Origin of the sequence: Sphingomonas sp. YR710, from assembly GCF_900101455.1 — a bacterium.
Taxonomy (GTDB): Bacteria; Pseudomonadota; Alphaproteobacteria; order Sphingomonadales; family Sphingomonadaceae; genus Rhizorhabdus.
This window is the reverse complement of sequence record NZ_FMZJ01000009.1, coordinates 45276-57414: the sequence shown is the minus strand read 5'-3', so window position 1 is coordinate 57414 and position 12139 is coordinate 45276. Positions and strand designations below refer to the sequence as shown.

12 protein-coding genes are annotated in these 12139 nt (G+C 65.6%); 2 read left to right on the top strand and 10 right to left on the bottom strand.

Annotated elements, in window-relative coordinates:
• Window positions 1–25: 25 nt before the first annotated feature.
• Window positions 26–2245, top strand: coding sequence for a ComEC/Rec2 family competence protein (locus BLS13_RS11975; RefSeq protein WP_176943564.1), 2220 nt, complete (start codon window positions 26–28; stop codon window positions 2243–2245).
• Between the two features lie 192 nt (window positions 2246–2437).
• On the opposite strand, the gene BLS13_RS11970 is transcribed toward BLS13_RS11975, so the two are convergent.
• The 10 genes from BLS13_RS11970 to BLS13_RS11925 form a co-directional block, all read right to left on the bottom strand.
• Entirely contained in the window at window positions 2438–2932 is a 495-nt protein-coding gene (locus BLS13_RS11970) for an ImmA/IrrE family metallo-endopeptidase (RefSeq protein ID WP_093452395.1), read from the bottom strand.
• Entirely contained in the window at window positions 2919–3317 is a 399-nt protein-coding gene (locus BLS13_RS11965) for a hypothetical protein (protein ID WP_093452393.1), read from the bottom strand. Before BLS13_RS11965 ends, BLS13_RS11970 begins: the two co-directional genes overlap by 14 nt.
• Window positions 3318–3492: 175 nt before the next feature.
• Window positions 3493–4161, bottom strand: a complete 669-nt coding sequence (gene lexA / locus BLS13_RS11960) for a transcriptional repressor LexA (RefSeq protein WP_093452569.1) — start codon at window positions 4159–4161, stop codon at window positions 3493–3495.
• 57 nt (window positions 4162–4218) lie between these two features.
• A complete protein-coding gene (glp, locus tag BLS13_RS11955) occupies window positions 4219–5406 on the bottom strand; it encodes a molybdopterin molybdotransferase MoeA (RefSeq protein WP_093452392.1) in 1188 nt (395 codons plus the stop codon).
• On the bottom strand, window positions 5403–5873 hold the full coding sequence (gene moaC, locus BLS13_RS11950; protein WP_093452390.1) for a cyclic pyranopterin monophosphate synthase MoaC: 471 nt from the start codon (window positions 5871–5873) through the stop codon (window positions 5403–5405). Before moaC ends, glp begins: the two co-directional genes overlap by 4 nt.
• Window positions 5870–6661, bottom strand: a complete 792-nt coding sequence (gene trpC / locus BLS13_RS11945) for an indole-3-glycerol phosphate synthase TrpC (RefSeq protein ID WP_093452567.1) — start codon at window positions 6659–6661, stop codon at window positions 5870–5872. The genes moaC and trpC overlap by 4 nt, the downstream gene beginning before the upstream one ends.
• Before the next feature lie 54 nt (window positions 6662–6715).
• A complete protein-coding gene (locus BLS13_RS11940; RefSeq protein ID WP_093452389.1) occupies window positions 6716–7474 on the bottom strand; it encodes a hypothetical protein in 759 nt (252 codons plus the stop codon).
• 66 nt (window positions 7475–7540) lie between these two features.
• Window positions 7541–8527, bottom strand: coding sequence for an anthranilate phosphoribosyltransferase (gene trpD / locus BLS13_RS11935; protein ID WP_093452387.1), 987 nt, complete (start codon window positions 8525–8527; stop codon window positions 7541–7543).
• Between the two features lie 163 nt (window positions 8528–8690).
• Window positions 8691–9296 carry an anthranilate synthase component II gene (locus tag BLS13_RS11930; protein WP_093452385.1) on the bottom strand — a complete coding sequence of 202 codons (606 nt, stop codon included), beginning with the start codon at window positions 9294–9296 and terminating at the stop codon, window positions 8691–8693.
• Window positions 9297–9453: 157 nt separating this feature from the next.
• Window positions 9454–10926, bottom strand: a complete 1473-nt coding sequence (locus tag BLS13_RS11925; protein ID WP_093452383.1) for an ATP-binding protein — start codon at window positions 10924–10926, stop codon at window positions 9454–9456.
• A 116-nt stretch (window positions 10927–11042) separates the two neighbouring features.
• Between BLS13_RS11925 and BLS13_RS11920 the strand changes: the two genes are divergently transcribed.
• Window positions 11043–11993 carry an isopenicillin N synthase family dioxygenase gene (locus tag BLS13_RS11920; RefSeq protein ID WP_093452565.1) on the top strand — a complete coding sequence of 317 codons (951 nt, stop codon included), beginning with the start codon at window positions 11043–11045 and terminating at the stop codon, window positions 11991–11993.
• The last annotated feature ends 146 nt before the right edge of the window (window positions 11994–12139 follow it).

Sequence of the window (12139 nt, the reverse complement as noted above, 5' to 3'; positions counted from 1 at the left end):
CGCGGATTCTCCAAGGATCGGCGCGATGGCCAGCGAATTCGATGCCGCCCCTAGCATAGCCTTCCGGCCGCTTCAAACGGGCGCGCGGGCACAAATCGCACGGCTTTTCATTGCGCTGGAGCAATGGCTGGAAGCCGAGCGCGATCAACTTGCTTTATGGCTGCCGATCGGGCTCGGTGCGGGCATCGCGGCCTGGTTCCTATTGCCGACGCCGCTCGCCTGGGGAGGGGCCGCGATCGCCATGGCCGCGATCATGGTGTTCGCCGGGCTGTTTGGCGGGGGGAGCCGCGCGGGCCATGCCATCGCCTGCTTTGCCCTGGCGATGCTGATCGGCCTCGCGATCATCTGGATCAAGGCCGAATGGGTGGCGGCACCACGACTGGAACATGTCGGCATCGCCCGATTTTCGGGGAAGGTCGAGGCGATCGAGCCGTTGCCGGCGCGCGGGCTGATCCGGTTGCGGATCGCGCCCGATCCCTCCTTCGGCCTGCCGCCACATGTCCGCGTCAATGCCGATGCGAAGACGCTGCCGGCCTATATCCCGGCCGGCTCGCGGATCGATCTGCGCGCGCGGCTGTTGCCCCCGATGGGGCCGCCGGTGCCGGGCGGCTATGATTATGCGCGGGTCGCCTGGTTTCAGGGGATCGGGGCCATCGGCAAGACACTCGATACACCGGTGCTTCATCTGGGGGAGGCGGGCGGGTTCTGGGCCTGGCTCGCCAATATACGCGTGCGATTGTCGGCGCATATCGAATCGCAGATTGCCGGAGCCGGCGAGGGCGGCGTGGCGGCATCGTTCGTGACGGGCGACCAGGGCGCGATCCCCGAAAGCGACAATGATGCGCTGCGACAGGCGGGGCTGGCGCATTTGTTGTCGGTATCGGGGCTGCACGTGTCGGCGGTGGTGGGCGGCGTCATGCTGCTGAGCCTGCGCCTGCTCGCACTATCGCCACGGCTGGCGCTGCATGCGCCCTTGCCCCTGATCGCGGCCGGTGCGGGCGCGCTGGCCGGTATCGGATATACATTATTTTCGGGTGCCGAAGTGCCCACCGTGCGATCGTGCATCGCGGCCTTGCTCGTGCTGATCGGCGTGGCGATGGGGCGGGAGGCGATGACGTTGCGGTTGGTGGCTGCGGGCGCGCTGATCGTGTTGCTGTTCTGGCCGGAGGCGCTGGCGGGGCCGAGCTTCCAGTTGAGCTTCGCGGCCGTCGCGTCGCTCATTGCGCTGCACGAGCATCCCCGCATGGCAGCGTTCGTTGCGAAGCGCGACGAGCCGTTGTTGTGGCGCCTGGGCCGGGAAGGCGCCTCGTTGCTGGTCAGCGGGCTGGTGATCGAACTGGCGCTCGCCCCGATCGCCTTGTTTCATTTCCACAAGTCCGGCCTGTATGGCGCGGTCGCGAACATTGTTGCGATTCCCTTGTCGACCTTCGTGATCATGCCGCTCGAAGCGCTTGCGCTGTTGCTCGATGTGGCCGGCCTGGGCGCGCCGGTCTGGTGGCTCACCGGCAAGGCGCTCAGCCTGCTGCTGTGGATCGCGCATGTCGTGGGCGATGCGCCGGGCGCCGTGGCGGCGCTGCCGTCAATGCCGTGGGGCGCGTTCGCGCTGATGGTGATCGGCGGGCTGTGGATCGCGTTGTGGCGGACGCGGGTCCGGCGGCTGGGTGCGATCCCGCTTGCGATCGGCGCGCTCTGGTCGATCCTGACGCCGCCGCCGGACATCTTGGTGACGGGTGACGGCCGCCATGTCGCGATCCGCACCGGCGATGGCCGGATCGCTTTGCTGCGGCCGAAGGCGGGCGACTATGTCCGCGACGTGCTGGGTGAGGCATCCGGCGTGAAGGGCGAGGCTTTGGCGTTCGAATCGCTCGGCAATGCGCGCTGCGGCGATGACATGTGCGCGGTCGACGTCGCAGGGGGCGGGCGGACATGGCGGCTGCTCGCGACGCGCAGCCCCTATCTGATCGACATTGCGATCATGAACCGGGCCTGCGCCGAAGCCGATATCGCCATCAGTGACCGGCGCCTGCCGCGAAGCTGCCATCCGCGCTGGCTGAAACTCGACAAGCCTGCGCTGGCACGAAGCGGTGGCGTGGCGATCCGGCTGGGCTCCGCGTCTGTCGATAGCGTGGCCGATTATATCGGGCAGCACCCGTGGGCGGCGATGGTGGGCGTGAGACCACGTCACCCGACTGCTTCGTCATTTCCGTCAACGCGGCAATCCACGGATACGGCCCGCCAAAATTAAGGGGCCTATATACCTAACTAGTATACCTAACTAGCCAAAATCAGATTGGCGGGCCCGCAAAATCTGGACTACCTTGTTACACGGTTTCCCCGCTACATTCTCACGAAAGCCTACCTCCTTGGTGGACAGAAGAAGGCGAAGCAGATCGGGAGCCTGTATCAGCCCAAGGCGATTGAGGGGCCAAAGGGAGCCCTAACCCCTCAAGCCCAGCGTTTTGAGGCGGATTTCCATAGCAGCTTTGGAAACGCCGAACTTATTAGCCAGCGCGGCTGTGTCCGTCGTCGTCGCATGTTCCTGCTCTACCAACTTCTTTGGCATTACGATCTGCGCGGCGATGCGGTTCGCTTCGATCTCGTGCAAGCGCTTGAACACGACATCACCAGACTGTTCGCCGCTGCCATAAAGCATATCGATATGCCGATGCATCTTCTTTCCATCGCCCATGAGGTCGCGATGCAATAGGTAATGTGCCAACTCATGAGCAGCGGTGAAACGCTGGCGGTTTGTCGACTCAAGAGCGTTTACCACCACGGTGAAGCTATCACCGTTCCGGGTGATCGATCCCGATGCCTCACCATCCATCCACAGCGCATTGTATTCAATGCCGAGTTCGGAAAAAATTGCTTCTAGGTCAACCGGGGCCTTCGTCAAATGGCGAGCGACGATGTTCATTTCACTTTTTTCCATTGTCGTCCTCCTTTCCTGCTGCCTCAACAAGTTTGGCTAGATCGTCATCTGATATAGTGCGTTCTCCGCCCAATGTCCTGAGAAAATCAGCAATCGCGCGATTCGCGACGGGGGCTACGATCTTAGCCACTTCCTCCTTGGCGGTTTCCTCCGCCTTTTCTCTGGTCAGCCCACGCAACGCCCAGAACCCGTATAAGGCGGCTATGGCGAACATAGTTTGAAAGACCGTGAGCGAAACCGCGATATGATCGAAGTCTGGTTTACCCCGTTCGCCCCATAGAATGAGAAGCCCGGCGGTGTCCAAAATGACAAGGACCATTAGGACGAGAACCATGTAACCTTGCTGGGCTACATCGCGCTCAAGCTTCTTTAGGCGGTCTTCCATATCACCTTCCGTTCCCAGAGGGCTACGCTTGCTCGCGAGACAGAGTCAAACTCAGACAGCGCTCGGCTAGTTAGGTATATAGGCCCGCCGAAATTAATCGATGCCGCCGTCCACGGGTCCCCGCTTTCGCGGGGATGAAGGTAAGTGATGGCACGGCGAACGCTGATTCCCGCGCTCAATAGCGCCGCAACAGCCCCGCCAATTTTCCCTGCACCCGCACCTGATCAGGCGCATAACGCTGCGGATCATAAGCGCGGTTGGCCGGATCGAGGCGGATCATCGATCCTTCGCGGCGGAAATATTTGAGCGTGGCTTCGCTGTCCGCGATCAGCGCGACGACGATCTCGCCGTCGCGGGCCGTCTCGGTGCGGCGGATCAAGGCATAGTCGCCGTCGAGGATGCCGGCCTCGACCATCGAATCGCCGGATACTTCGAGCGCATAATGCTCGCCGGGACCCAGCAAGGCGGCGGGGACGGAGAGCATGCTCTGCCCCTCCATCGCCTCGATCGGCATACCCGCGGCGATGCGGCCGTGCAGCGGGATTTCCAGCACGTCATTGGCGGGCTGCAGGATGACCGGGGGTGCCTTCGGCATCGGCACCACATTGGATTTGGGCGCGGTCGGCGTGATTTCGGGCATCCGCACCACTTCCAGCGCGCGGGCGCGGTTCGGAAGCCGGCGGATGAAATTGCGTTCCTCGAGCGCGCTGATCAGCCGGTGCACGCCCGACTTCGATTTGAGGTCGAGTGCCTCCTTCATCTCTTCGAAAGACGGCGAGACGCCGGTTTCGGCCAGGCGGTCGTGGATGAAACAGAGCAGTTCATGCTGCTTACGCGTCAACATCGCGAGCACCCCATGGAGGAACGAACGATGAACATCTAGGCAACTTCCCGGGGAGTGTCAAGCGAGCGTAATGATTTGCACCGGATCGCCGGCGGCCAGTGGCGGCGCATCGATATCGCGCACGAGCAGCGCCTCGGCCTGTGCCAGTGCAAATAGCGCGGCGCTGTCCTGGCTGGTGATCGGAATGATCGCGCCATCGCGCCAGCGGCCCCGCAGATATTCGGCGCGTGAGCCACAATGGGGGAGCGGCGCCCCGAGCCGGGCGGTTGTCGTCGCCGGGATCGGATCGGTCGCGCCGAGCAGGTGCGCGATCAGCGGGCGCAGGAACAAGGTTGCGGTGACGAAGGCGGAGACGGGATTGCCGGGCAGGCCGAGCACGATCGTGTTGCCGAGAGTGCCGATCATCACCGGCTTGCCCGGCTTCATCGCCACCTTCCAGAAATCGATGCTCGCCCCGGCCTTCTTCAACGCCGGTAATACCAGATCATGGTCGCCGACCGAGGCGCCGCCGGTGGTGACGATGATGTCGGCCTGATCCTTCAGGCGCATGAAGGCTGCGGCGATCAGATCGAGATCATCGCGCACCACGCCATGGTCCCGTGCTTCGACCGGATCGCGCGCGAGCATGGCGGCGAGCATCGGGCCGTTCGAGGCCGGGAGCATCACGCCCGGCGTCGGTTCGCCCGCGGGCACCAGCTCGTTGCCGGTCGACAGGATCGCGATCCGTGGCCGGCGGTGGACGGCGATATCGGCATGGCCGCCGCTCACCGCGAGCGCGATCGCCGGCGCGTTCAGTTTGGTGCCGGCGGGCAGGAGCAGCGAACCCGCGGCGAAGTCATTGCCCGCGCGGCGGATGTGCGCGCCGATGGCGGGCGGTCCCTCGCCGCTCATCGTCAAAATGGCGCCGTCGCGGGTGGCCTCTTCCTGGATCAGGATCGTGTCGGCACCCTCGGGTACCGGTGCGCCGGTGAAGATGCGGGCGGCTTGGCCGGGCAGCAAGGCGGCATCCAGCCCTCCGCCGGCCGCGCTCTCGCCGACGACGGTCCATGGGCCGGGACGCTCGGCGAAGCGGATTGCGTAGCCATCCATCGCCGAGAGATCGGCGGCGGGCTGGGTGCGTTTGGCGAGCAGATCGGCGGCGGCGTAGCGGCCGATCGCCTGGAACAACGGCACCGTCTCAATCGGCAGGGGTGCCCCAAGCGCGATCATCCGCGCCTGCGCCTCGGCGACGGGAATCAGGCTCATGGTGCGCGCCAGTCGCCCGAACGGCCGCCGGTCTTGGCGAGCAGGCGGATCCCTTCGATCCGCATCGCGCGGTCCATCGCCTTGGCCATGTCGTAGATGGTGAGCAAGGCGACCGAGACCGCGGTCAACGCCTCCATCTCGATGCCGGTGGTGTAGGTGGTGGTGACCGAAGCGGTCGCGCGGATGCCGCCCTCTTCGATGTCGAGATCGAGTGTGACCCCGGAGATCGGCAGCGGATGGCAGAGCGGGATCAGGTCGGCGGTCTTCTTGGCGGCCATGATGCCGGCGACGCGTGCCACCGCCAGCACATCGCCCTTCTTCACCGATCCTTCGCGGATCGCGCTCAGAGCGTCGGCCGCGATCAGGATGCGGCCCTCGGCGACGGCGGTGCGCTTCGTTTCGGCCTTGGCGGACACGTCCACCATCCGCGCGGCGCCGTCGGCATCGATATGGGTAAGGCCGGTCATACGCCGACCAGCAGCCGGCGGGTGGCGGCCTCGACATCGGCGTGGCGCATCAATGCCTCGCCGACCAGGAAGCAGCGGACGCCATGTTCCGCCATCGCATCGAGATCGGCCTTCGATCCGAGCCCGCTTTCGGCGACGAAGGTGCAGCCGGCCGGAGCGCTGCCGACCAGTTCATAGGTGCGCGCGAAATCGACCGAGAAATCGCGCAGATCGCGATTGTTGACGCCGATCAGCCGCGATTTGAGCTTGAGAGCGCGATCGAGTTCGGCGGCATCATGGACCTCGACGAGCGCGTCCATGCCATGGTCGATCGCGGCCGCCTCGATCTCGGCCATCTGCCCGTCGTCGAGCGCGGCGACGATGATCAGGATCGCATCGGCGCCGAGCGCGCGCGCCTCGGTGATCTGCCACGGATCGACCATGAAATCCTTGCGCAGGCAGGGCAGGGTGCAGGCAGCGCGCGCAGCGACCAGATAATCGTCACGGCCCTGGAAATAGGGGCTGTCGGTCAGCACCGAGAGGCAGGCGGCGCCGGCGGCTTCGTAGGCGCGAGCATGCGCCGGCGGATCGAAATCGGCGCGGATCAGGCCCTTGGAGGGCGACGCCTTCTTGATCTCGGCGATCAGGCCATAGCCGGCGGCGGCCTTGCGATCGAGCGCGGCGCGAAAGCCGCGCGGCGCGCTCTGGCCCTTCGCGGCGGCCATTAGATCGGCGAACGATGTCGCGGCCTTGCGCGCCGCGACATGATCGCGCTTGGTGTTGCAGATCTCGGTCAGCTTGTTGCTCATGCCGCGCGGCATAGCGGCTCGGCGGCGATCGGGAAAGTTCCGTTTCCTTGGGGTTCAGTAGCTGGTCTGGCCGCTGCTGTTGGTGGTGCCGAGCATGTCGAGCAGCGACGAGGAGGTGGAAGTCGAATTGCTGGAGGAGGAGGTGCCCGTCAATCCGGTGAGGGGGTCGGTGTAGGCGGCGGTGCCGTCGCTGTTGCTATTGTCGCCGAGCATATCGAACAGCGACGACGTCGCACGGCCATTCGCCATAGCGGTGGTGAAGGCCGCCGCACTGCTGCGCAATTTGTCGGTCCAGCCGCGCGCGTCGCGTTCTTCCTGGGTTATCGAATCATATTGGCTGACGATCTGCTGGTTATAGACGGTGAGCGCCGACAGGCTGGCACCGCCGCTGGTCGCGCTTGCGAAATCGGCGCGGGTGCGGTTGCCGAGTTCCTGTTTGGCGGCGGCAATCTCGCTCGAGCTGAAACTGGCGGTCTTGTTGAGGATGATGGCCGACAGCGCGCGGCCGCTCATCTGGCTGAGATCGGGCTTGGAAGTGGTTTTTGCGGCTTTCGCGGCGGCATATTGCGCGTCGAGCGTGGAGCGTACCTCGTTCGAGAGCGCGGTGAAGTCCTTTTTATTATCGGCCTGCTCGGCGGCGGCGATTTTGGCGGCGGGGGAGATCGAGACGCCGTTCGCGCTGGTCGTGGTTGCGGCCTGCGCGACCGAACCCTGCGCCTGCGCAGCCGCAATCGCGGCCTTGACGGCAGCCGTCATCGATCCGGTGCCGGTCTGGCTGGTGGTCGTCGAACTGAGCGCGGATAGCAGCGACATCGGGCGAGCCCATCAAAGAGAGGCCCGAACGGTTAAACGAACATGGTTAACCAAGTCTTGCAGGCCCTAGAAGGCGATCCACCGCGCCAGCAAATTCGCCGCGCTCTTGCTGTCGATCGCCTCGGCGGCGATCGCGACCCCCGTAAGCCAGTCGGCCGCTTTCCCCGCGACGATCAGCGCGGCGGCGGCGTTGAGCAATACGGCATCGCGATAGGCGCCGGCTTCGCCATCGAGCAGGCGCTTCAATGCGGCCGCGTTGAAGGCCGCGCCCCCGCCGCGCAGCGCCTCGAGCGGGTGGCGCTGCAATCCTGCCGTTTCGGGCTTGAACCGTTCCGGCCCGAAGCCACAGGCACCGAGCCGGAAGATGCTGCTCGGCCCGCCGATCGAGAGTTCGTCGAGCGGTTCGTCGCCGGAGACCATCATCGCCGATGCGCAGCCGATCCGATCGAGCGCGCCCGCATAGACCGGCAGATAATCGGGCCGCGCGACGCCGATCAGCTGGCGGGTCACCCCGGCCGGATTGGCGATTGGCCCGAGCAGGTTGAAGATCGTGCGCCGGCCGATGCGCTTGCGGATCGGGGCGATGTGGGCGAGCGCCGGATGATGCTTCTGCGCGAACAGGAAGCAGATGCCGAGTTCGTTCAGCGACGCCTCGGCGCGATCGGACGCCCGCGTGAGATCGAGGCCGAGCGCCTCGAGCGTATCGGCGGCACCCGCCTTGCTCGATGCCGCGCGATTGCCGTGCTTGGCGACGGCGACGCCGGTTGCGGCGACGACCAGCGACACCGCGGTCGATACGTTCAGGCTATGCGCGCCGTCGCCGCCGGTGCCGCAGACGTCGATGGCTCCGGCCGGTGCGGTGACCGGGATCATCCGCGCGCGCATCGCGAGCGCGGCGCCGGCAATCTCCGCGCTGGTCTCGTCGCGTTTGGCGAGCGCGATCAGGAAGCGCTCGATGTCCTCGTCGGATACGGTGCCATCGAGGATCGCCGCGAACGCATCCTGCGCGCTCTGCTGGTCGAGCGTGATGATCGGATCGGGGAGGTGGGTCACGCGATCCCTTCTCCCGCTTGCGGGAGAAGGAGGGGCCTGCCGCCGCAGGCGGTGGGAGGATGAGGGTCTGACCTCGCCGACGCGCCGAGGCCAACAGGAAGAAAGAAGACCCTCATCCAAACCTTCTCCCGCAAGCGGGAGAAGGCTTCAGAAGGATGCGGCGTCACTTCGCCGCTCCGGCCCGGTCCTTCACCGTCATCCCCGCCGCGCGCATGAAATTGGCGAGCATCGCATGGCCATGTTCGGTGGCGATGCTTTCGGGGTGGAACTGGACGCCGTGGATCGGAAGCGTCGCGTGGCGGAAACCCATCACCGTGCCGTCCGGGGTGCGCGCATTGACGACCAGCTCGGGCGGCAGATCCTCCTCGGGCACGATCAGCGAATGATAACGCGTGCCGGTGAACGGCGAGGGCAGGCCTTCGAACAGGCCGGTGCCGTCATGATGGATCGGGCTGGTCTTGCCGTGCATCAGTTGCGGTGCGCGGATCACCCGCCCGCCGAAATGCTGGCCGATCGACTGATGGCCGAGACAGACGCCGAGCAACGGCCGTTTCGCGGCGGCGGCGGCGGCGACGAGCTCGAGCGACACGCCCGCCTCATTAGGCGTGCACGGCCCCGGCGAGATCAGGAACGCCTCCGCCCCGGACGAAATCGCCTGCCCCGCCCCGATCGCATCGTTGCGCACAACCTGCACCTCCGCGCCCAGCTCCTGCAGATAGTGGACAAGGTTCCAGGTGAAGCTGTCATAATTGTCGATGACGAGGATCATGACGGCGCTGTAGCGGGGGAGACGGCGCGGGGAAAGGGGGCGCTTACGGAAAGGTCTATCGCTATGTAAATGGCTTCGGGTGCCGTATTGGTCATTAGTATTGGGGCGTTGATCGTGGCTGGGGCATTGGGGGCTGGCCTGCTGTAACAATGGCAGTCTACTCCGCCGCCTCCGGCACTGCCGCCGCGGTGGTCCACCCCAGCTTCGGAATCGTGATCGAGCGCTTGCCGCCGAGATCGACGCGCAGCACGAAGATCCCCTGTTCCTCCATATAGGCCATCAGCCGCCGCACCCGGCCGAGCGAATGGGTGCCATAGACCTGTGCCAGCGCGCTATCGCTCGGGGCCTCGCTATTCTCGCGTGCCGCGCGGGCTACGAGCAGGAAGGGGCCGAGCATGTCGTCGGGCAAAGCCGTCCCGATCGCCAGCGCCTGTCGCCATTCCTCGTCGGGTTCGCCGAACAATCTCGCCCGCGCCATCGCCAGCCGGCGGCGGAAGGCGATGAGGTCGAGGCCGCTGTCGGGCAATTGGTGCATGCGGCAGCGGACGCCGAAATCCTGGAACAGCACGGCGGCGGCGCGATAGGTCGCCTCGGGGTCGGCGACCATTTCGGCGAGCACGTCGTCGATGATGCGATTGCGGTCTTCGGTCGGCATCGCCGGCGTGGCGGTCGCGGGGGTCAGCACAGGGCCGGGGCGTGAGATCGATCGCAGCAGATCCTCGGTCGTCGCCTGGCTCGATCGCGGCGGCGGCGGGGCGGGGGGCAGGGCTTCGTCTCCGGGGGCGAACAGCATGCCCTGGATCGCTTGCGTATCGGGCGCGCTGGGCAGCGGCACCAGCTTCGGGCTGCCGCTGCGCGCCTGGGTCTGCACGTCGCCGATCTTCACCGGGATCGGGCGGCGCGAGATCGCGGGCCCGAGTGCCAGAAAATGGCCGCGCGGCAGATCGCGGATCACCTCGGCCTGTTTGCGCTCCATGCCGAGCAGATCGACTGCGCGGGCCATGTCGATGTCGAGAAAGGTGCGCCCCATCATGAAGTTGGAGGCTTCGGCCGCGACATTCTTGGCGAGCTTGGCGAGCCGCTGGGTGGCGATCACGCCGGCCAGCCCGCGCTTGCGGCCGCGGCACATCAGGTTGGTCATCGCACCAAGCGATGCGCGGCGGGCTTCGTCGGAGACTTCGCCGGCCACGGCGGGCGCGAACAATTGCGCCTCGTCGACCACCACCAACGCCGGATACCAGTGATCGCGCGGGGCATCGAACAAGGCCGACAGGAAGGTGGCGGCGCAGCGCATCTGCGCCTCGATCTCGAGCTCGTCCAGCGCGAGGATCACCGAGACGCGATGCTCGCGGATGCGGGTGGCCAGCCGCACGACCTCATTCTCGCTATGCTCGCCGGCATTGACGACGACATGGCCGAACTTGTCGGCGAGCGTGACGAAATCGCCTTCGGGGTCGATGATCACCTGCTGGACCAGCCCGGCCGATCCTTCGAGCAATCGGCGCAGCAGATGCGACTTGCCCGAGCCCGAATTGCCCTGGACGAGCAGGCGCGTGGCGAGGAGCTCCTCGATATCGAAGAAGATCGATTCGCCTCTGTCGCCGGTGCCGATATCGATACGTGCTGTCACCTGTGTGTCTTTGGCGGATCGGGGGCGGTCTGTTCAAGCGCGGACCCCACAAAAACTGTGGATGGAATGGCTGCGATACGGTCGCAATCGGCGTTCGGCCTGTTTATATGAATGTCATGACCGCTCCCGCAGAACTCAGCACCGTGCCCAGCGTCTCGCTGGCGCAATCCGATGTCGATCCCGAAGGCTTCGCGCAGGCGATTGGCGGATCCTTCCAGCGATTCGGCTTCGCCGTCGTCGCCGATCATGGGATTCCTGCCGATCTGATCGCGCGCGCCGAATCGCTTGCGAAGGCCTTCTTCGCGCTACCCGAGGAAACGAAGCGCGCCTATCGCGTGCCCGGCAGCGGCGGCGCGCGCGGCTATACGCCGTTCCGGGTCGAAACCGCCAAGGATGCGACCGAGGCCGATCTCAAGGAATTCTGGCATATCGGGCGCGAACTGCCGAAGGGGCACCCGTTCGAAGGCTTCATGAACCCGAATCTGTGGCCCGACGAGATCCCAGGGTTCAAACAGACCTATCTCGACCTGTTCGCCGCGTTCGATGAAGCGGGTTTGCGCGTGTTGTCGGCGATCGCGCTCTATCTGGGGCTCGATCGCGATTTCTTCGTGGATACGGTTCGCGACGGCAACAGCGTGCTGCGGCTGTTGCATTATCCGCCGGTATCGCCCGACGCGCCCGGCATCCGCGCCGGCGCGCATGAGGATATCAACACGATCACCTTGCTGCTCGGCGCCGAGGAGGCGGGGCTGCAACTGCTCGATCGCGACGGCCGCTGGGTGGCGGTCGATACGCCCGAGGGCGCGATGGTGGTGAACATCGGCGACATGCTGCAGCGGCTGACCAACAATGTGCTGCCGTCGACCAGCCACCGCGTGATGAACCCGCCGCCCGAACGGCGCAGCCTGCCGCGCTATTCGATGCCGTTCTTCCTGCATTTCCGGCCGGATTATCTGATCGAGACGCTGCCCGGATGCGTGAGCGCCGACCGTCCGAATCTCTATCCGGAGCCGATCACGGCGCACGATTTCCTGATGCAGCGGCTGCGCGAGATCAAGCTGCTGTAAAAGGTTCGTAATTCCTCCCCGAGCCTGCTCGGGGAGGGGGACCATGCGCAGCATGGTGGAGGGGCGGCGGCGGACGCTTCGAATGTTGTGCAGGCCCCTCCACCGCTCTTCGAGTGGTCCCCCTCCCCGTTCCGGGGAGGAATTTG